Consider the following 21,663-nt stretch of genomic DNA (forward strand, 5'->3'; position numbering starts at 1 on the left):
CGGTGTTTCCCAACAAGAAAGTAAGAATTACTGCAACTTGAGTCGATTTCTTCCTAAAAAGTATGTACGAATTCGGGTAGTACGTTAAAAGGTTGACAGTAAAACCGTCCTAAAATCCTTTGGCAATAAAAGTCCTATGAAAGATTCCAATAAATCAGGTAAAGAAAACTTCCCTAAAATACCGTTTGAGGACCAAGTCAACGACGATCAGAGAAAATATTCTCGATATGTCTGCGATTCTCGGGCAATTCCTCACGAAATCGACGGCTTAAAGCCCGTCCAGAGAAGAATTCTTTGGGCAATGTGGAATTCGGACGCACGCAACCGGTTCACGAAGACCGTAAAAGTAGCAGGACTCGCGATGGGATATCACCCACACGGAGATAGATCCATCCAAGACGCTCTTTCTCAGATGGCTCAGGATTTTACGTTCGCAAACAACCACCCCCTAGTTGCGGGAGAAGGTACGTTCGGCGACGTTTTAGATCCGAGCGCAATCGCTTCTCCTCGATACACCGAGGTAAAACTTTCCGACTTCGTAAAAGATCTGGGATTTTTCGAAAGTTTGCCGGATATCGATTACGTAAAAAACTACGACGAGACTGAAGACGAACCGATCCACTTCGTAGGAAAAGTACCTATAGTCCTTCTGAACAATATTATGGGAATTGCAACTGGCTTCCGTTGTTTTATCCCGGGACACAAACTTTCCGATATTATTAATTCTCAGGTTAATTATCTCAAAACCAAAAAGCCTCTGCCTTTAAAACCTTGGTACAAGGATTACAAGGGTGAGGTGAAAATGGCCAAGACCGAGGCCGGTAATATTACCATGACTACTACCTTCGGTTTTACTTGGGAAGGAGATACTCTGTATCTTACAGATGCACCTATGAACTGGAATAGGGAAAAGGTAATCAATCTTCTGGATGATATTCTGGAAAGAAAAGATTCCTGGCTGAAAGACTATGTGGATCATTCCAGCCAAACTTTCCGTATAGAACTGAACTATAAAAAAGGAGAAAAGCCTAGTGCGAAAGAGATCGCAGCGGTAATCTCCAAAGAAGATACTCAAACTCTAGCCAATAACGTAATCACTTACGACGGTCGTTTGAAAAATTTCGGACCGGAAGAGATCATCAAACGTTTCTGCGATTTCAGAAAGACCCACTTGATCCGTAGATTCAAACGTTTGGCAGGTCTGGAAGAAGAGAAGATCGAAAGAAACTCTGAATTGATCCGTTTCATCAAAGAAAAATGGAACGAAAAAGTGATCGGTATCAAATCCAAGAAGGATTTCGAGGATAAATTACAGAAGGCAAAATTCAAATATTTTGAATGGTTGGCCTCCATCCCCATCTACAGGATGACTTTAGAAGAAGTTCGCAAATGTGAAGAAGCCATTGTAGAGGCCAAAACCGCCCTTTCCAGATACCAAGGGCTTGTGAAAGAAGATAAAAAATTAACGGAATTCATGATCGGAGAATTAACCGAGCTGAAGGATAAATGGGACAAGGAATGAGCACTGCTAAAACCAAAACCGAAAAGAAGCCCACGTCCGGAGGAGAACGACACTTCAAGAAACTCTCCAACGTAGAACACGTAAGGATGAGGACCGGAATGTGGTTGGGGCAAAACTCCACTTCCACATTCGAGCAGCATTTTTTCCGTAAGAACAGCGACAATTTATACGAAATCGTCCATGAGGAATTGGAAGACGTTCCCGCCAAATTAAAATGTTTGGACGAGGCCTGTATGAACGCGGTGGACGAGTACCGCAAAAACCAAAAGGATAAATCCATTCCTGAAAAGGATAAGATGTCCAAATTGGTCATCCAATTGTCTTCCGACAGAAAGACCGTAAGTGTCATCGACAACGGAAGGGGTATCCCTGCAAAAAATGCGGAAGGTGTATTTCTACATTTGATGTACGGAGAGAACTTCGACGACCAGGTAAAACAAGACCATGTTGCCGGCCAGAACGGAGTAGGTATCTCCCTTGTAAGAATGGTTTCTTCTTATTTTAAAGTAAAAACCACTAACGACGCAGTCACTTTCAAAAAACTGTTCACGATTCACGAAGACGCAAAGAAGCAGATCCGTTCTTATAAACTTTCCAAAGAAGACACAGAAAAAGCTTTCCTGTATTTCGACGAGCACGGAAAATTCGACGACTGCCCAGTTCTCACAAAAGATCAGATTGATAAACTGAATCCTATTTGCAAAAAAACGAATATGATTGAGGCGATCGAAAAAGGCTCCAAAGAAGATCACGGAACTTCGGTCGAATTCGAACTTAATCCCAAGTATTTCAATAACCTGGATATTTCCTTCAACGTGGATCTGATGAAACAGTATCTGCAGGACATTGCAATGACCAATCCTGGATTGGAAGTGCAGTTCGTTCATAAAGGTAAGAAGGAAAAGTTTAAGTTCAAAAAAGGTTTGGATGAGATATTCTCACATTCCGATCTGACTTACTACAAATTGGATTACAATGCACCGTCTGCCGGATCCCAATTACATTTAGAAGCTTACTTAGTGATCGGACAGAACAAAAACCTGACTTGGGTGAACTCCATATTTGCTCCTCAAGGCGGTTCAGCCATCGAGTATCTGGAAAATAGACTTTGTGACGAGGTCCGTAAAAAAAGCCAGATCGTTTCCTTAGAGAAAAAACTCAAAACAAGCTGTACTCGTAACGACGTAAGAAACTGCTTTCACATGTATGTGAACATGAGGCTGCTCAATCCTCGTTTTAAATCTCAGGACAAATCTTATTTGATCAACGACTTAAACGAAGACATCCGTAATGCGGTGGATAAACACTTAGATAAGTTTATTAAAAAAACCGGATTATTGGAAGAAGTTAAACTCCAAATGGAGAAACGTACCCAACTAAAAGCTTTCGAAGACGCACAACGCGGACTCAAAAAAGCAAGTAAGATGAATATACCTAAACTCATGCCTCCTACGGGAAAACCGGGAGATTCGGGAAGGGTATTATTCGTAGCGGAGGGAGATTCCGCGATTGCCGGTCTTCGTCCCGCAAGAAATCCAAAACTTCATGGTCTGTTCCCTCTCAGAGGAAAACCCATGAACTGCAAGGGAGTTTCCCTAGCAAAAGCGATCGCAAACGAAGAGCTAAAGAACATAGTCGCGATACTAGGTCTTCCTTTGGACCAAAAAGTAAAATCTATAGACGAACTGAATTATGAAAAAGTAAGTATCATCACGGATGCGGATTTTGACGGATATGCGATCCGTTCCTTAATGCTTTCTTTCTTTTACGAGTATTGGCCGGAACTTTTCGACCTAGGACTCATCCATATTTCCAGCGCACCTTTGTACGAGGTGGATGTTAAAATGGGAGATTCCAAAAAGACAGAGACCATATTCTGTATCGACGATAAGGATTACGATGCCTTAGTCAAACGAGTGGAAAAATCCGGAGGCCAGATCGTTCGTAAAAAACGAAACAAAGGACTCGGAGAGACCGGGAAAGAAGCGATGAAGTTCGCAGTCGATGAGTGTATGACCAAGATCACCATCGGAAACAAGAAAGAAGCTTCTAAGATCCAAAACCTTTGGTTCCACAAAGACTTTGCGGAACAAAGAAGGGATGCTATATCCGAATACGCAATGAGCGTGATCGAAGATTAACCTTCCGACTTAGTATCTTAAGATAAAAAAACCCGGAAGTGATTCCGGGTTTTTTTGTTTAAACCAGATTTACGGCTTTGATCGCGGAGCTTAATGCCGCCTCTACTGTTCCGGTAATTTCTCCGGTATGTTCTCCTGCGAAGAAGATACGATCAAACGGTTTTCTGAGAATGATCTCCGATCCAAAACTTCCCGGTGGAAATTCGGCGATCCCATTGGGTACGTAATCTTTTTTAGCGTCCGTAAAATAGAATCTTTGTATCTGCAAGTCCTTCTTCAAACCCAAACGATCGAGAGTGAGGCGAATATATTCCACTTTTTGGTCTTGGCTGGCAGAATCGAATACGGAAAATCTATCTCCGTTAGCTATAACTCCTAAAACCTTATCTCCGGTATCCGACTTGGTACCTGCATCATATAAAAATTGAGCGGCAGCATCCGAATGGACTGAAAAAGGAGAAGATTCCCATGGCGATTCTTTTAATACCAAAAACAATTTAAAGATCTGCGAATAGCGAACTCTCAATGCGGCCAATAGTTTTTCCTTATCCAGTCCCGGATTCCATTTTACGTTCGAAATTTGATTCGCAGGTAAAGTGCATATACAAGCTGAACCGTTAAATTTTCTGCCGGAAGTTGTACTTACCGTAACTCCCGAAGAATCCTGGTCCACAGACAGCACGGGATCCGAAAAAACGAATTCGGTGTTTTCTATATTCATCACCAAGGTTTTGGCGATACTTTCCATTCCACCTTCGATTCTACTATTCCTTTGGGGGAATTGTGCAAGATCGCTTAAAACTTTTTCGGCGGATAGAACGCGAATACTATCTCCGTAATGAAGAGAAAGTTTATGGCCAAGCAAGGCCAAGTCTTCCGGATTGACTCCCTGATATATTAGATAATTATAAAAGCTAATCCGATCCAAGGCTTGTTGTTGAGCCGTATCTAATTTAGAATTTTGTGATATTAATTTACTTAGGATCTCCTGGGATTTAGAAGAAAGTTCCCATGTGCCCGCTTTTTTGTAAGTCCCTAAAAACAGATCAGGGATCAAAGGAGAAGGTTGCAATTTTAATCCCAGTTCTCTAACCAAACTGCGGACCGTTTTATCCTCCGAAGAAACCCATTCCGCTCCTAGCTCCACCACATGACCGGAAGGATCCTGTATGGATCTTACTCTTCCTCCAACTCTGTCGGTAGCCTCTATCAGAGTTACCTTACTTCCTGTTTTTCCTAGAATGTACGCGGAATAAAGTCCGGAAAGTCCCCCACCAAGTATGATCACCTTTTTCCCGGAGTTTGTATTTTGAGCGGATAAATTTCCCTTACGACTTCCTAATAAAGCTGCGGCGGTTAAAATTCCGGCTTTTAGAAAAGTGGATCGGGTAATTTTCATCGGATTCCTCTCTAGAAGTTTTATTAGAACTCTTTCTTTTATTTTCGGTCTATGAAAGATCTTTCCCGAATTTTTTGCGAACTATAAGTCTCATTGATCTTAAATTATGCACCGAATCGTTCCAATCCGTCCCTATACTTTGAATATCGCAGATTTATTCCGATATTGCAAGGAATAGATACCTTTCGTATCCTAATAGTTTTTCCCTTGCCAGGGGAAGCGCTAAACCAAAACCTGGAATTACGCTTTCAGGGAGGAAGTCGGGTGAAAATCCCGCGCTGACCCGCAACTGTGATGTCCGTTTTAAACGGAATAAGCCAGATCTTCCCCGCGATACTGAAACCTCGAGGTTGGGGAGTATCGTAAATCTCGCTCTTGAGCGCATCCGCGCTTTCTGCGATGGGGCCCCGAAAGTTAAAATGTCGGGGCTCTCGAACGGAAAAAGAAACCACCGCAAATACACAATCGTTCAGATCTGAACAAGATCAATGATCGACTAACGTAATTTTGCTTTTATTTTCTTTTTCTGCGATATCCGGCAGAACCAGGAGAGAAAAATGAAAAGATTCAGAAAACTAGCGACCTTGCTGCTAACCATCACTTCACTATTCGTATTTGTGAATTGTTTCGATTTGGGAGATTCAAAAAAATCCGACGATCAGAACATACTTGCTTTAGTAGCAGTTGCAGGATTAAATCCGATTGCGGGCAATTACAATTACTACAATGGAACTTCCGATTACCCGGGCGGGACTTATACTGCGCCGGGAAATGAAATCGTTGGTACGTACAATATTTCCCTTTCTTTAGTCGCACAAACCATGTTCGACGAAACTTACGGAAACAGTTATTTATACGGAGAAATCCAAGAGATCGATACGAATAAAAAAGTCATTTATGTTCGCTTCCGTTCAGATTCTTCCTTCTCTCAAGGAAGTTACGGTTGGTATAGATGGACGATTAAAGACGGTAAAACTTACGTTTGTCCGGACCTTTCAGACGTATCTACTCAAACAACTTTAGCATCCGCCAAAGACGATGATTTGGATTATTATTCCGATCCAAGCGACATTAACGCAGGTTGCGGTTTAAATAGCGGTTTCGATCCGGCTCCTTGGAGCAGGCTTGAATTGAATTAAGATCGAATAAGAGAAACAGGTTGAGCAAGAAATCCTTATGAAAATATTTCAAATTTCCTTAATATTGGCCTGTTTCTCTATTGGGCTCGTCAATTGTGAGGATTCCAAGAGTTCATCCGCTGCCGAGTCGCTTCTTGCTTTAGGTTTAGGGGGATCCGGTTTCCTAAGTTCCTGTGATTCGAAAAATCCGGAAACAGGTAGAGGAATTTTTGTAGCCGATGAAATCGTTTCTGCACCGACAAGTAACGGGGTCGGATTCAAAGATTCCGATTGTTTGGTGGATGGAGTTCGCGGTCAGGGAAAATTTAACGGCTCCTTGGACGTTTATAGTTTAGAAGATTCCGGAAGCGGATCTGCGATCATACTTCGTTGGTCCGGAGTTAAGGTTCTTCCCGTAAGCGGGATCGATTTTATAGTTTACGAAAATCCTTTTTTCATCGGGGTACAAAACGATTCCAACCCTTTTAACAACGTATTTATGGAACCTTTAATCGTTGAAGTCGGAAACGATTTAATCAATTGGTGCGGTTGGGATCCTGAATATACGAACCCCGATCCGAACACTTTTGTAGGAAATCCAATTTATTGGGAAAGATTCGCAGGTATCACACCTTTCGTTTATAATCAGGATACAAATCCTATGACCGTTTCGGAAGTTTTTGATACGGATATCGTTAATGGTGGCGGAGGAGGAGACGGTTTCGACCTAGCCGATCCTAATTTTGGAAATTCAGGGACAGGATGTGATGGAAGTTTGAAGACCGATATCCAAACGAATGGATTTGCCTATATAAAAATCTCTGCGGCAAAAACAATCCTATCAACCCTACCGATTGACGCGGCTCATGCAAATCCCGATATAGACGGAGTTATAGCAAGATCTGTGACTCCTTGACTTAAAACCGAAGCAGAGATCTTCCGATCCTTTTTTCGGTTTAACGATTTAAATTTTTGAAAGTGAAAACAATATGATCCGCCCTAAAGATGTATACCAATTGAACTTAGATAAACATTTACGCAATAAGATTGATACCAAGACGAAACCATTAGGCGCTTTGGGAAAATTAGAAGATCTAGCTTACCGTATAGGTACGATCCAAAACACTATAGATCCCGTATTATCCAATCCTCATTTAATGGTGTTCGCAGGGGATCATGGACTCGCGGACTCCGGAGTCTCCGCATTTCCAAAAGAAGTCACATACCAAATGGTATTAAACTTTTTGAATGGAGGAGCGGCCATCAACGTATTTTGCAAACAACATGGGATCAAATTGTTAGTAATAGATGCAGGAGTTTCCGGCAACTTCGAACAAATTCATCCTGATTTTATATCTGCAAAGATCGCATCAGGCACTAGGAATATTCTAAACGAACCGGCTATGACTAGGGAAGAATGTGAAGAAGCCATCCGTATCGGCGGAGAGATCGCAACAACAAGGATCCCAAAAAATTGTAACGTGATCGGTTTCGGAGAAATGGGAATAGGAAATACTTCCAGTGCTTCCCTACTCGCTTCCGTTTTTTTGGATCGTTCCGCGGAAGACCTTACGGGTAGAGGGACCGGCTTAGACGACGAATCTTTAGATCGTAAGAAAAAGATCTTAGCGGAATGCAGGGCAAAACACCAAGTAAATCCAAAAGATCCGATTGAAGTCCTCTCTAAGTTCGGAGGTTTCGAGATCGCGATGATCTGCGGAGCGATGCTTTCTTCTTATAAAGAGAATCGTTTGATCTTAGTTGACGGTTTTATCGCAAGTTCCGCATTCTTAACAGCTTCCAGGATTGAGCCGAAGATCGTTCGAAACGCGGTTTTTGCTCATAAGTCTTCCGAACAAGGTCATAGATTGATTCTCGAATTTTTCGACGCAGATCCTATCTTAGATCTCGGGCTTCGTTTGGGAGAAGGGACCGGATGCGCACTCGCCTATCCTATTTTAGAATCCGCATTGGCATTTTTGAGAGAAATGGCAAGCTTCGAATCCGCGGGCGTTTCGGAAAAAAAAGACTAAGCGCGAGGTAAATTCTCGCTGATCGAATCGGAGGAATGAATAAGTTCGTCTTTGCATGTTTGGATTTATCCGCAAAGAATTGATCATTTTTTTTTCCTCCGTACGTTATAATACCCGCATCATTGTTCCGGCATGGGTGGAACATTCCGACGAATATCTTAATTCTTCTTCCAGATATTTTCCTTTAGTAGGATGGATTGTCGGAATTTCGACATGGTTCGTCCTGTGGGTTTCACATCTTTCTTTGAGCTGGGAGATTAGCATCGTTTTGGCAATGGCCGTTTCCGTTTTGGTGACCGGAGCTTTTCATGAAGACGGGTTTACGGACGTTTGCGACGGTTTCGGCGGGGGTTGGACTAAGGAGAAGATCCTTGATATCATGAAGGACAGTAGGATCGGTGCCTTTGGGACCATCGGGATCATTCTTGTACTTCTCCTGAAATTTTTCTGTTATAAATCTCTGGAAGATTTTTCTATCGAAGTGCTATTTATAACTATAATTTCTTCTCATTCTTCCAGTAGGTTTTGGGCTCTATTTACCGCAAAAACACTTTCTTATGTGAGAGAAGATCAGCTGTCCAAGGCAAAACCCATCATTCAAACATTAAAAACCTCTAATGTAATCATCGCTGGGATCTGGGGATTGGCTCCTTGGCTCGCTTTCTTACATAATAACTATCTTCCATCTGACCGGGTTTTCGGATTTATTTTGTATCCTTTTCTATTGCAAACTTTCGGGTATTTGTATCTTAGGAATTTTTATAAAAAATGGTTAGGCGGATATACGGGAGATTGTTTAGGTGCAGTCCAACAAGTCACCGAATTATTATATCTCATCGGGATCGTTGCCGCATGGAAATCTTTTTAGTCAGACATACAACCCCGGAAGTGGAACCCGGAACCTGTTATGGTAAATCCGATCTAGGACTACCTTCCAGTTTTGAAAAAGAAGCGGAGAATGTGCTGAAACTTCTTCCAGAAAAAGTGCATTCTATCCGGACCAGCCCTTTATTCAGATGTTATAGTTTAGCGGAATATATCAGTAAACATCAGGAATCTAAATCGAACGCTCCTGCTTGGAAAGTGGACTCGAAGATCCAAGAGTTGGACTTCGGTGATTGGGAAGGACGATTGTGGGAAGACCTTCCTAGATTCGAAACGGATCCTTGGATGGAAGACTACGTAAACAGAAGACCACCAGGTGGGGAAACCTATTCCGAATTAAAAACAAGGATCTTAAGATCTTGGGAAGAAGGTCTGCAAGAAGCAAGGTCCTGGGAAAATCTCAAAAAAGAAGAAGGAGAAATATCGGAATACAAAACAATCTGGGTCACCCACGGCGGACCCATCCGATGTTTGTCCTCTATCGTATTAGGTTTTCCTTTGGAGAATTCGTTTCGTTTGGTTCTAGAGTATGGATCCGTTTCTTGTCTTAAGATCCGATTCGGAGAAATACAATCTTATCCTCAGTTCGTTTATTGGAATAAGAAATAATACTCAACTCATAACAAATAAGACATAAATAGAAATACTAAAAGATTATTTGCGATAGATTCTAAGGTGTTTTTACTTCTGTCCGATAAGGAATATAGTATTCGGATCGCCAATGCTCTTTTTCCAAATATTCAGATATAAACCCCATATTAATTATAAATATATAAAGTATATTCTACTCATATTCTTACTTCTTGATCCTTCCTTTATCGTTTCGGATACATCTCCCGAACTTGTTATGCCCGGACAATCGGAAAGCGCCAAATTGTTTATCTTAGATGCAAGCGGCTCCATGAACGAATATCTAGGGATTTACCAAAAAGTACATTTAGCTAAGAAGTACGTTCGACATTTTGTAGAAAAACTTCCTGAAGAGACCGAAGTAGGTTTTATCGCTTACGGAAATCGTCTCCCCGGTTGCCAATCTTCTAGACTTTATCAACCATTAGAAAAAGGAAATCGTCCCGGCTTTCAAAACAAACTTTTCGGCCTAACCCCTTCCGGGGCGACCCCGCTTGCAGAGTCCATCCGAATCGCAGGTGATTATATTATCCGAAGAAAAACTCCGACGGATCTGATCTTAGTAACGGATGGAATTGAAAGTTGTTATGGAAATCCCGAAAAAGAACTCCAAGTCTTACAACAAAAAGGCGTAAATTTCAAAATGTATATCCTAGGACTTGGATTAAAACCGGATGAAAAAAGGATCATGCAGTCTCTTTCAAAAACAGGGAACGGAAAATTTTATAATGTCGGAGAAGATAGCGACTTCTTCCTTGCAATCGAAGATCTTTTAAAACAAGAACCTCTGTCTAAACGAACCGAACTAGAACCCGAAAAACAAAAGTCCAAGATCCGGATCTCCGAGATCGAAAAGAAACAAACCGATTCGGAGGAACATTCTTACAGAGTCAAATTCGTTTTTGAGAATTCGGACTCTGATAATCAATGTGTAATTCTAAATTTAAAAAGAAAAAATTCCTCTCCTACGAAAACACAAAACTGGAATCCACAAAGAACTAGCGAACCGGAAAGAGTTTTACGAACCGAACAGATCTGCTTCCAAGCAAGAAAAGGAGAAGGTGAATTTCAGATCTCTGCACCGGCGCATCTTCCTTTTAATTTGGAATTAGAACTCTGGGACACACAAGGTATCCCAAATTCCGTGGACAGAAGCGGAGAAAGAAACCTTACAAAGTAAGATCTTAAAATGATCTTAAAAAATCCAAGTTCTGATTGTTAGGATATGTTACCTTATATTCCAATTTAATCTCTTTTTTGCCGGAAGCCGGAATTTCCAAACTCCACTCTAAAATTCCGGAATTAAGACGATATTCTTTTGAACCTGGAGTGGTTCTCTCGTCATTCACTTCCACTTTTACACCGGCAGACTCGGAAATAGGGATCTGTTCTCTTACGATTACCTTTTTACTTTCTTTGCCAAAATTTTCCAAACTGAGATAAACTTTCTTCTCCATCACTTTCTGAGTGGAGATCAATCCTTCTTTCGTTTGGTTCCAATCTTTTCTATAAGAAAGTCTTAAACTACCTTCCGTTCCTAATGAAACGGAAAGATTTTCTTTAGGAGAAACATAGGGGACTTTTGTCCTTCCCACAAGTCCTGAACTTCTGAACAAAGAAACTTCACCGGGTAAAATCGGAAACTCACCCATATTTTGGAATTCGGCTTCTAAAAGAGGAAATGGTTTATACCTGGGGGAAGCGATCGTTTTAACCTGGATGGGCGCATTAAAGGATAACATCTCGAATTTTCTAGATTCTTTTTGAGAGGCTAACGTGATCGTTTTAGGAAGCCTGAATAGAAATCCACTCCCTCTTTCGCTGGAGGGAGAAGGTTCTTCCGTAGTAGGAATATTTGATTCTTCGTTTGGCATTTGAGCGGCTCCAACTGCCTGAGTTTGGTTGGTGAGAATTTCCTGCTTTGAGTCCACCTCTACATCAAATAATCGTAATGGACGAAGCCTGTCCCTTCTGAGTGACAGGTCCGGTCTAGTGGTAGAAAGAAGAAGTTGGACCCCTCTCCAATCTTCTCCCGTCTCTTGTCTGATTTCCACTATATATTCTAACTTAGCTTTACTTAAAGCATCATCCGCAGTCAGGATGTAAGCGGGTCTCCAATCGGCGTTAGAAACCAAATAGCTTAAACGAAGTTCCACACTTTTAGTCTCGGAACCGGTGTTTACGATCTGGACCCAAGTAGTACGTGTACTTTTTTCCGCTTGAGACAATAAGAGTGAAAGTTGTGCTCTTGCTTCTTCCAGTTCAGTTTGGACTTTACGTTTGGATTTTTCCAACTTCTCCCAAGATGCAAAAATAGAAACTGCTTCATCTCTGGTTTTTTTGAGATAGGCCCCCCAGTTTTTTCCGTCCCCCTCTACCCTACCATAGAGAAGATTACGGCCCACAACATCCGAAACCTTTTTGCGCATCTCGGATAGTAGATCCTTTTCTGCTTTTAGATCATTCTCTTTTGCTAATATACTTTCCATGTCCTTTTCCAGTTGTTGCACTTTCTTCTGGAGTTGAGCGACTTCCGGATTCGAGGCGGCTGTACCTTCTTCCTTCCAAGTCCTGGAACCCGTGACCTCTACCTGAGAAGAAGTGACCGCAGCTGTTAAGGTTTCTTCTAAAAGGGAAACAGGCAAATAGGAGATCTCGATCTTGTTTGTGCCCGGTTCTAGCTGCACTCGACCGGATCTGAGGATCTGAGCAGTTCCTTGGTGAACAGTCACTTCCTTGATGGGAAGGTTGAATTCTTTTCCGAATATGGGAATAGAAACCAAAACGAATAGAAAAGTAAAACGAACGAGAGATGAATATATTAATTTTTTATAATTTTTCATGATTAGCCTCAATAAGAATCCGAACCTGGAGTTTCTCTCAGGATATTGTCCGCAGGATAGGAGACTGTGTATTCAAACTGGATCGTTTTGCGGGAATTCGCCCCTATTTCGAATTCATACGTCAGGATCCCGTCTTCGGTTTTGGACTTAGGAGTATCCGTCCCGGGAGCCCATTCTACCCGTACGCTATCGTCGTTCGTATAAGGAATACGATCGATCAATCGAACAGGAACGGCTCTACGTTTATTATTTTTAACGGAAATGGTAACTCTATATCGGATATTCTTTTTGCGGGAAATGATCCCGGACTTATCATCCAGTTTTTCCTGCTTTCTTTCCACCTTGATATCCCGATCAGGACCAAGTTCCATTTTGATCTCTTGCCCGGGTTTTAGAGTGGAGACGGTTGTAGTTCCAAGAAGGTTTTCGCCGGAATAAATTTCGAGAGGACCTGCAAGTAGCGGTTCCCTTTCCGTATTCGAAGATACCACGTTCAGAAAAACTCCATCGTTCGTAAGGGGAGAAGTCTCGTACCCTGGACGAACCGAGATATTTCTTTTGCGAAGAAAGACCCGGTTCAATGTTCGATCGGAAGGGATTTTTTCTCGAGACTGAGCGATATATCTGAAATCAAATCCTTCGGAAGAAATTCCCGGAGCGATCAACTGATTGGAATATTTTTTATCGGAACTTAATTGAGAGGATCTATTCAGAAGATTTTGTACTTCGTTTTCGAGTTCTTTCAATTCTTTTCTGGAACTCTCTCTCAAACCGGAAAATCTGCGAAGAGCTTCCTTTCCATATCGAATGGATTCTTCATAAGATCCTTGGTCGAAGGAATATTTTTGGCTCGCAAGTTCTCCTTGCAGCCTGTTCATATTCTCTTCCACACGAAGTGAATTGGATCTATCCTTATAATTTCCTTCGATCAATGCGCGGGACTGCATCAAAGGACTATCGTTCTTCTCTTGGTAATAGACGTCGTCTATTCTCTCTTCTGCCTTACTTCTTTGAGAAACCTTAGGAGCAGGAGCTTTTTTCTTAGATTCTTTTTTGCTTTGGATCACACTGCCGGCATTTGCGGAAGGTTTAGAAGGCGCGTTATACTCTTTGTCTGCGGCGGAATAATCCTCATCTCCCGAATACACTGCAACTTCCTTGGAAGCGATCCTATATTCTCGATACTCAGGTAAGTCTATGTCTTGGTTCGGATTAGCCGTGGAAAATTCTAATCGAACGTTTTTCCAATCCTCTCCGGTTTCATTTCTAACTAAAGCATGCCAACCTAATTCCGCCTCTTGTCCATTTTGATTCAATTCCAAAGTATAACGAGGATACCAGTTCGCGCCTCGTATCAGATATTTATATTCGAAAGGAAAAACATTTGCGGAATCGGATTCCACATCCAATCGGATCTCTTTCCTGCGAAGCGTATCTCCTTCTGCAAGATGAGCAAGTTTAGTAGTAACTATATAAAATTCTTCCCGGATTCGATCCAATTCTTCCAGCTTTAATAATCTAAGTTTTGTATTATCTTCCGCAAGTTCTGCGTATGTTTTTCGGAAAGAGGAAAAATTTTCGGAGTCGATCTTCTCCACTAGTCCGTCTTTTTCTCGAATAGAGGGTTTGATAGATTTGATGGAAGTTTCCCAATCCAAAAGGTCTTGGACCTCTCTGGACTTTGTGCTTAATGCCAAGAGTAGACCTTCTTTTCTTTTTTCTAATTCTTCCGCTTCTTGGGATTTTTTTCTTCTAGAAGCTTTTTCCGATACTCGGATCCCTTTGATCTTAAATTTTTTATTCGGATCCGTAAATGTGACGATCACACTTTTATCCAAAGAAGCGATCGGGACTTCTCCCAATAAAACTTCCGAAACTCCGACCGGAAGTTTAACCTCGGATTGCCTTGTTACGTAAACCAAGTCTGAATATAAAAGAACGGAATCTATTCTAGCGTACGATACCGAGACCGGGGACTTGGAGGCCTTCTCTTCTTCCGTAATCGCTGTGGGTGTATCACTTTCGGAGGAGTCGGATCCTTGTGCAAAAAAATCGGTCCCTAGTAAGATCAGAAAGATAGTCGCAAGAACCAAGGAGGAAAAACGGGAAATCATAGGTTCTAAGTGGATATTGCCGAAACACACTTCGTCAATTTATTTTCACGGCCATAAAAAAAGCGCCTTCTTTGAAAAGGCGCTTTTCATTCTAAAAACTAGCTCAAAAAACCGGGATTAAACTGTTTTAGGCGTGTATCCTTTGATGCTGAAAAACCGTTTTTGAGAAACCAAAAAACCTCCCAACACGAAAAACGAGATCAATGCGACCTGTTTCATTAACATAGGAAGATATTTCAAAGTTTCTATCGGAAGAACCGCAGTCAATCGTTCCACATGAGTGAAATCGAAAGGATACACGTAGGTCAAAGCGGCGATAGAAGCCAGACGGATCAGTTCGGAGACGATTCCCGAAGTTTTTAATTCGAAGATCGCACCGATATTCCAAAGAGTCCATAGCACGTAAAAACCTAAAGTGCACATTTCCAATAGAGGTAATTCTTTTTTGAACTCTATATATACCATAGATGCGCCCAACCCAAAGAAAAATTGAGTAATGGAATACGCGAGAAGTGTATAAGGAATATGTGTATTAAATTTTTGGTAATTAGATCGGTCTATCTCTGGAGGAACGACAGATTCCCCCAGATCTTTCGGTTTCCAACCCGGAGGTTTAAACCAAACTAAAAATTTATCCTTCCAACTTTTCGTCTTCCAGGAAAGAAGAAACAATTCTTCGAAATAATGGAATTGTGTCCAAACTGGACTCCAGGTCTGCATCGGTTTTACGATCCCGAAGATAGGTTCTTCTTCTTCCTCTTTATAAGATCCGAACATTCTGTCCCAGATCGCAAAGGTTCCTGCATAATTTTTATCTATATATTTAGGATCCCTTCCGTGATGTACTCTGTGTTGGGAAGGAGTATTGAACACCCACTCGAAAATTCCCAACTTAGGGATCGCTCTAGTATGAAGCCAAAACTGATAAGCAAAATTGATCTGGATACAAAGAAGGAACATGATAGGAGGAAAACCCATCACTGCCAAAGGAAGATAAAAAGGTAGGGAGAAAGTATTCTGAGTGACTCCTTGTCTTAAAGCCACCGTAAAATTATAATCTTCACTTTGGTGATGAGGAACATGGGAAGCCCAGAAAATATTTATTTCATGTCCGAACCTATGATACCAATAATAGAAGAAGTCCGCCAGAACGAAACAAAACACCCAGCCTATCCAGGAATCGTTGGAAATGTTCAATATTCCAAATTTTGCATATACCCAGGAATAGACCGCCATTAATCCCAGAGAGATAAACACAGTGAATATCTGCATAAAAATCCCGGCTGAAAGATTATTGATGGAATCCTTAAAACGATAGAACGGTTTGTTCCCAAATACGGAATAAAGCAGTTCCACTACTACCAATACGAAAAAAACGGGAGTGATCAGTTCAATAATATTCTTTTCCATCTCTATACCGAGTTTCGACTATCTCTGTAGCGATCATTCGGTCAAGAAAAAGAACCGAGGCGGGTTTCGAATTCCGCCTCAGATGGAGCTATTAGATAACAAATGTTATTTCATTTTCCCGACAATGGGAAGAAGTTTAGAAGAATAAGCTTACGGAGAAGGTTACCGACCAGATATAACCGCCATAATTATAGTTTGGATTCCTTTCCGTAGGAGTATATTTATTTATCTCAACACTTCTCAATTGTTGGTTCGAAAGAGCTAAATCGAAAATTACCGGGTTTTTCAATCTATCTTTCAAGAATGCGAAATTCCTTCCGTTGAAGATATAGGAAACACCTAGGGAATAGATCATACGATCGTTATCCATCCAATTGTTTTCCCCCGCGTAATGTGGAACAGGGGATGGTCTTTTTCCGATCCCTCCTCGAAACTTCAAGAAAGGACGGAAAGCATATTCTGCTCCCATACGAACATTGGTTGTGTCATGGAAATCCAAAGGCTCGGAATATTTTTCCTTAATCCTGGAAAGTTTATATAAACTCCAGATCTCTCTGTTCACATCTACACTTAATAAAAGTTTTTCTGTCGGTCTGAATCCTATACCGTAAGACCAAACTCTCGGGTTGTACTGATCCAATAAAGCCAGATCAAAATCCAATTGGATCCCTAAAAGAGTAGTCTGGGCCCGGGCAGGGATCGGGTCCGCAGACAGATAGGTTTCTCTTTTATACGAAACCCCGGCACTCCATTTTCCATAAGTGAATTGGAGACCGTAAGTCGGATTGATGATAGGCTTTAAAGTTAATACTACCTGTGAGTTAGCAGTTACTGGATCCGGAGAGATCGGAACGTCTTTTAGCAAGATCGCACCGGAACCTCCAGCAAGAGCGGTGATACCAACCCCTGCAAACAAACGGTCCTTCCAAAGTTCCACACCGACCCCGGCCATGATAGTAGGACGTTCATTACTTTTTCCTGAATTAAGATATCTAGGAACGGTAGGGTTTTGATCGTTCACTACCATCAAATTTCCGGAAGCAGGAACGATAGCATTCAATCCGAAACGGATGGTTCTACCTATATCGAAAATTTCGTTTAGGTTCATTGTAAAACCCAAACCAACGTAACTGTCATCCGGGTTTTTAGTGTTCTCGTTTTTAGGAGCGTTATTCTTTAACGTAGGGTTTGCGTAAGTTCCTAAAAAAGACACTTCATGATAAGGACGGTTCGGACGGAGAAGAGGCTGATACGTGAACATCCCTTTTCCCATATTTGCAAAGCCGTCTCTGAAATTAAACCAAGCTCTTTTGTACCACTTAGCAGGAGCTCCACCATCCTCTGTTTGAGGTTCGGTGTTCAACAAAGGACCTTCCTGAGGAATAGGATTCCCATTTGCGTCTTTGGGAGTTTCTCCGCTAGCCGCTGCTTCTTTCTCTTTTTCCTTTTGTTCCCATTGAGCGATGAACAAATCCGCTTCGTTCAATCTTCCCAATCCGGCAACATTATAGAAAACCGAAGACGAATTGTTTACCGTAGCGGTAACTGCCCCGGCCATCCCGGCTGCACCCGCGTGGGCTCCATATATATCCCCATAACTACCGGCAGTCAGCTCGGATGTGCCAACTCCCAATATCCCCAAAACTGCGAGGGCAATCCTCGACCTGGAGATAATTTTTTGACTAGAAACTCTGTTTCGCATTGTCCCTTCCTGCTTTGAACCAATTCCTTAACTTACTCTAACCCATCTAGAATTGGCTGATCTCTTTATTACACATCAGTTATTTTTTAAAAATTTTCCGTATCTTAGCGGAAAGCCCAAAATTGTCCACTAAAATCAAAAAAAGAGCCTTTAGGTGTTTTTATTCATAAAAAAGTGAAAATAGCTAAAATTTGAAGATAAACATTGATTATTGTAAAAGAATGAACGCTACATATATTTTTAGCTTTTAAAGAAGGAGCTAAATTGAGCTTAAGTGCTTGAAACCGGCTTAGCAGATCGAGTCTTTTCAAAATATATGGAAATAATGTCAGCATAACGTAAATATCCCAAATATTTTCCATTCTCTTCCACAGGAATCTTATCCATCCCCATATCCAATAGGGCCTTAAATGCGGTCGCCAGGTTTGTTCGGATGGAAATCGGAAGAATGGATGTGTCGGCGACATCTTTTACAAGGATCAGGTTTTGAGTGAGATCCCTTCCTTCTAAAAATAATCGACTGGTGCGTAAGGATATCATCCCAAAATAGTTTCCATTCTCTTGTATTACGATATAATCGCTGGCGTTGATCTTCAAAGCTTCCTCTTCCAGCTGAGAGAGTAAAACGGATGTTTTGACTTCTGCAATATTCCTGAGCCTATCCCGAATATCTTCGATCCGTATTCCTTCCAATAAATCTCGGTTCATGTCCCAATCATGGGCGGGGGATTGGAAACGAGTATTTTTCTGGCTTTTATACAAATTCAATTTGTGAGAAAGCACAAAAGTTATGATGGAAACGATCATCAAAGGAGGAAGAAGTGAATAACTTCCTATGATCTCGCAGATCATCACCATTCCTGCGATCGGTGCGCTTGCAATCCCCGCATAAAAGGCTCCCATTCCTACGAGCACGAAAGAAGCGACGGATACCTGATAGCCCAAAACCAATTTTGCAAATGTGCCGAGCGCTCCACCCAACATCCCGCCAATAAATAAGGAAGGTCCGAACATTCCTGCGGATCCTCCGCTTCCGATCGTAAACGAAGTGGTGATAATTTTTAAGAATGCAAGTAGTAAGAAGAAAAAAATGATCTGTATATCTCGATCCAAAGAAGAAGCGTAATTCGGAAATTGAAAGCTACCTTCCAATACATCTTGCAGAACTCCTGCCCCAGTCCCAAGAACTTCAGGTAAAAAATAACCTATGATGCCTACAGGAATTCCGCCTAACGCAGGTTTGCCCCACATCGGAAATTTCCAGTTCTTAGACCATTCCTGAACGAACTGAAACACCTTGATAAGAAAGGCACCGTTCAAATAACACACGATCCCTAAAAACAAATAAAAGACGAGTTCCTTATATTCAATAAAGCCGATCTCCGGAACTTTGTATACGGAACCGAACCCGTTAAAGGAAGAATATGTCAGGAACGCAGTTACCGAAGAAATGATACAAGGAACCAATGTATCGCTTTCTATATCTTCTCTGTATACCATCTCTACGGAGGTTAATGCTCCTCCTAAAGGTGCATGAAATATGGCACCTAGACCCCCTGCAGTCCCGGCGAGTAATAGAGTGCGTCTTGCCCTTGCACCCGCCTTAGTTAAATTTGCGACTAAGGAACCGAATCCGGCGCCGATCAAGGAGATCGGACCTTCTTTTCCTCCGCTTCCTCCGGAAGATAACGTGAAAACGGTTGCGATCGACTTGATCAGAGGGACTTTAGGGTCCACCTTACCTTCTTTATTATGAAAAGAATCTATCAAGGAATCCGTTCCAGTACCGGCGGAATCCGTAGAGAATTTCCAGATAATCCAACCCGAAATTAATCCTCCTAAAGGTGGAAGTACCAAAAGCGCCCATCTTCCCAAATAAATGGAGGCAATCGGTTCAAGCGAAACGTAAAATTCTCCGCCCGAATGCGTATTATGTAAACCTGATATTGATTCTAAAGAAATGTATTCCGCCCAGGCGAGCGCTCTGGAAAAAAGAAGTGCTCCCAAGCCGGAAACGATCCCGGTCAAAACACAATATAGAAATAAAGACCTTCTGCCCTTAATGGTGAAATAAGACGATAGCGGTCTTTTTCGGAACTCTTGTAAGACTTTTCCGAACATAAAAGATCCTTAAAACGATTTGGAAACCGAGATCTCCATGATCCTATTATGGGTATAGGTATCCTGCCAACCGCCGATCATTCTATACAATCTAGGAATGATCAATAAACCGATAAATACAGGCGCTCCGGGAGAATCCAAAACATTTCCGGAAGCGGTAGGTTTTAGGAAATAAGACTCGAGAGCACTGTTCTTCTCCATCGTAGTAGTCGCATAATAATAACCGACCCCTGCGAGTAAAAGATCCGTGATGAGATAACCGAATATTCCTTTAATTCTATCCGAACCCCCGTAGACAGGAGATTTATAAGAGTTATAAAAGACGGAAGCAGCCGGATGGATCAATGCTAAGGATTCGCTCCAAAAATAACTTTTACGATAAGGTTCGAATTTTACATTTTCCGAAACGTCCGCGGAGTTATAAATTCCGAGCCCTCCAGTTAACTCTTTTTTAGTGAGTTCTTCCTGGAGAAAGTTTCTAAAGACCCTTTCTGCTCCTTTTTTAGAAGACTCGATCCGGATCAAACTCATCTTTTCTCTTTTTGCAAGTCCTAAAACGAATACGTCCAATCGTAAGGGTGAATACCATTTAGAAACGTATCTGAATGCAAAACCTTTCGTATTTTGGTCGGATAATATCCTATCATAAGTCAATCGGTTCAATGCGGAAAGCAGCCTGATATCGTTCTCCCCGGGATCACCTTCTAATTCGAAAACTTCCCCTGCATAAACGGAAGAGAAGGAAGACAAAAAGAAAAATACGAATAAGGTTTTTAGGATTTTATGTTGAATTTTTTTTTGCATGTTCATTAAGAGATCCGATCCCCAAGCAGAAATCCGGCCAAAAGCATGGATGCGTTATATGTGATATGTGCGGTCACAGGCACCCATATATTACCGGTTTTTAAATAAGAAATTCCAAATGAAAATCCCACAAAGATAAGAAGGATCGGAGCCACATAAGATCCCCCGTTAAAATGTACAACCCCGAAAATAACGGAGGTGATAATTAGTCCTATGGAGCTCAGGTTTTTTTCCACAAAGTATTTGAGCAAAAATCCCCTGAAAAAAAATTCCTCGAATATTCCGGCTCCGAATGCGATTGCAAGCAGGGTCCATCCTAATAATTTCCAATTTAGAAAAAGATTTTTGGTAAGTATGATTTCCATATAATTGGATTGGGGTTTGCCTATGATAAAAAAGATCAAACTACTTGCTACATTCACAAAACAGAATGTAGCAAATCCGGTCGCAACTCCCGCAAGTATATCTCTCCCACCTGCGGAATCGGTGAACTCGGCGGTTTCGATCCGTGCGATCCTTCGAATAAAAAAGTAAGAAGGAACCAGAAAGCATAATCCCCAGATAATTCTGTCCAAGGACAATAACCATGGACGTTTGGTGACTACAAATTCGGTATACTCTCTAACCGCTTTTTCGGCAGAGGCAGGTTCGTTCCAAACCACCTCGGAAGGTAAAGTGTTTACGATTTCTTTTTCTTTTACAAAGTTCTGCTTGGATGTTTTTATGGATAAGGTGCTTTCTACTTGAAATCGGGTGACCTTCATATAGGAATACATACCGATAAACAGTACAAAAACCTGGATCAGGCCCATGAGCAGAACGTCTCTGCCAGGTGTGAGTTTTTGATCTTCCTTTTCTAAATCCATTCCAAAGGGCCCTTCCAATCATTTACGGGGGATTTTTTGCGTCATTGTTTTTTTATGATCTGCCGACTAGAGAAA

General features: G+C 41.6%; 16 protein-coding genes and 1 riboswitch. Of the genes, 8 read left to right on the forward strand and 8 right to left on the reverse strand.

Annotation, left to right across the window (positions count from 1 at the left end; all coding sequences use genetic code 11):
- Nucleotides 1-136: 136 nt before the first annotated feature.
- Together AB3N61_RS16405 and AB3N61_RS16410 are read left to right on the forward strand one after the other, a co-directional pair.
- Nucleotides 137-1,522 (forward strand): DNA gyrase subunit A, encoded by a 1,386-nt coding sequence (locus tag AB3N61_RS16405; RefSeq protein ID WP_020769313.1) that lies wholly within the window; start codon nucleotides 137-139, stop codon nucleotides 1,520-1,522.
- Complete coding sequence (locus tag AB3N61_RS16410) at nucleotides 1,519-3,663, forward strand: toprim domain-containing protein (RefSeq protein WP_036089325.1); 2,145 nt, start codon at nucleotides 1,519-1,521, stop codon at nucleotides 3,661-3,663. Before AB3N61_RS16405 ends, AB3N61_RS16410 begins: the two co-directional genes overlap by 4 nt.
- 58 nt (nucleotides 3,664-3,721) lie before the next feature.
- Here AB3N61_RS16410 and AB3N61_RS16415 read toward each other — a convergent pair whose 3' ends face one another.
- Nucleotides 3,722-5,062, reverse strand: a complete 1,341-nt coding sequence (locus AB3N61_RS16415; RefSeq protein ID WP_367898112.1) for a flavin monoamine oxidase family protein — start codon at nucleotides 5,060-5,062, stop codon at nucleotides 3,722-3,724.
- Between the two features lie 238 nt (nucleotides 5,063-5,300).
- A riboswitch (adenosylcobalamin (AdoCbl) riboswitch) is annotated at nucleotides 5,301-5,427 on the forward strand.
- A 192-nt stretch (nucleotides 5,428-5,619) separates the two neighbouring features.
- Here AB3N61_RS16415 and AB3N61_RS16420 point away from each other — a divergent pair.
- The 6 genes from AB3N61_RS16420 (at nucleotide 5,620) to AB3N61_RS16445 (ending at nucleotide 10,908) form a co-directional block, all read left to right on the forward strand.
- Nucleotides 5,620-6,201, forward strand: coding sequence for an LIC13354 family exoprotein (locus AB3N61_RS16420; protein ID WP_020769096.1), 582 nt, complete (start codon nucleotides 5,620-5,622; stop codon nucleotides 6,199-6,201).
- Nucleotides 6,202-6,238: 37 nt separating this feature from the next.
- On the forward strand, nucleotides 6,239-7,096 hold the full coding sequence (locus AB3N61_RS16425) for an LIC_13355 family lipoprotein (protein ID WP_020769180.1): 858 nt from the start codon (nucleotides 6,239-6,241) through the stop codon (nucleotides 7,094-7,096).
- 73 nt (nucleotides 7,097-7,169) lie between these two features.
- Nucleotides 7,170-8,213, forward strand: a complete 1,044-nt coding sequence (cobT, locus tag AB3N61_RS16430) for a nicotinate-nucleotide--dimethylbenzimidazole phosphoribosyltransferase (RefSeq protein WP_367898113.1) — start codon at nucleotides 7,170-7,172, stop codon at nucleotides 8,211-8,213.
- A 55-nt stretch (nucleotides 8,214-8,268) separates the two neighbouring features.
- Nucleotides 8,269-9,081, forward strand: a complete 813-nt coding sequence (locus AB3N61_RS16435; RefSeq protein ID WP_367898114.1) for an adenosylcobinamide-GDP ribazoletransferase — start codon at nucleotides 8,269-8,271, stop codon at nucleotides 9,079-9,081.
- Nucleotides 9,066-9,707, forward strand: coding sequence for an alpha-ribazole phosphatase family protein (cobC, locus tag AB3N61_RS16440; protein ID WP_020769380.1), 642 nt, complete (start codon nucleotides 9,066-9,068; stop codon nucleotides 9,705-9,707). Before AB3N61_RS16435 ends, cobC begins: the two co-directional genes overlap by 16 nt.
- Before the next feature lie 112 nt (nucleotides 9,708-9,819).
- Nucleotides 9,820-10,908 (forward strand): vWA domain-containing protein, encoded by a 1,089-nt coding sequence (locus AB3N61_RS16445; protein WP_367898115.1) that lies wholly within the window; start codon nucleotides 9,820-9,822, stop codon nucleotides 10,906-10,908.
- Between the two features lie 4 nt (nucleotides 10,909-10,912).
- Here the strand turns inward: AB3N61_RS16445 and AB3N61_RS16450 are convergent, their stop codons facing one another.
- The 7 genes from AB3N61_RS16450 to AB3N61_RS16480 form a co-directional block, all read right to left on the reverse strand.
- A complete protein-coding gene (locus tag AB3N61_RS16450) occupies nucleotides 10,913-12,571 on the reverse strand; it encodes a mucoidy inhibitor MuiA family protein (protein ID WP_367898116.1) in 1,659 nt (552 codons plus the stop codon).
- A gap of 8 nt (nucleotides 12,572-12,579) precedes the next feature.
- On the reverse strand, nucleotides 12,580-14,685 hold the full coding sequence (locus tag AB3N61_RS16455; protein WP_367898117.1) for a mucoidy inhibitor MuiA family protein: 2,106 nt from the start codon (nucleotides 14,683-14,685) through the stop codon (nucleotides 12,580-12,582).
- Nucleotides 14,686-14,802: 117 nt separating this feature from the next.
- A complete protein-coding gene (locus AB3N61_RS16460) occupies nucleotides 14,803-16,095 on the reverse strand; it encodes a sterol desaturase family protein (protein WP_020769362.1) in 1,293 nt (430 codons plus the stop codon).
- A gap of 136 nt (nucleotides 16,096-16,231) precedes the next feature.
- Nucleotides 16,232-17,797 carry an OmpP1/FadL family transporter gene (locus tag AB3N61_RS16465; protein ID WP_020769029.1) on the reverse strand — a complete coding sequence of 522 codons (1,566 nt, stop codon included), beginning with the start codon at nucleotides 17,795-17,797 and terminating at the stop codon, nucleotides 16,232-16,234.
- Nucleotides 17,798-18,067: 270 nt separating this feature from the next.
- Nucleotides 18,068-19,918 carry a chloride channel protein gene (locus AB3N61_RS16470; protein WP_367898118.1) on the reverse strand — a complete coding sequence of 617 codons (1,851 nt, stop codon included), beginning with the start codon at nucleotides 19,916-19,918 and terminating at the stop codon, nucleotides 18,068-18,070.
- A gap of 9 nt (nucleotides 19,919-19,927) precedes the next feature.
- Nucleotides 19,928-20,728: a hypothetical protein gene (locus AB3N61_RS16475; protein ID WP_036089267.1), complete on the reverse strand. Its 801-nt coding sequence runs from the start codon at nucleotides 20,726-20,728 to the stop codon at nucleotides 19,928-19,930.
- Nucleotides 20,728-21,588: a CPBP family intramembrane glutamic endopeptidase gene (locus tag AB3N61_RS16480; protein ID WP_020769016.1), complete on the reverse strand. Its 861-nt coding sequence runs from the start codon at nucleotides 21,586-21,588 to the stop codon at nucleotides 20,728-20,730. Before AB3N61_RS16480 ends, AB3N61_RS16475 begins: the two co-directional genes overlap by 1 nt.
- Nucleotides 21,589-21,663 lie beyond the last annotated feature (75 nt).

It is taken from the genome of Leptospira sp. WS58.C1 (assembly GCF_040833995.1).
GTDB lineage: Bacteria > Spirochaetota > Leptospiria > Leptospirales > Leptospiraceae > Leptospira_B > Leptospira_B cinconiae.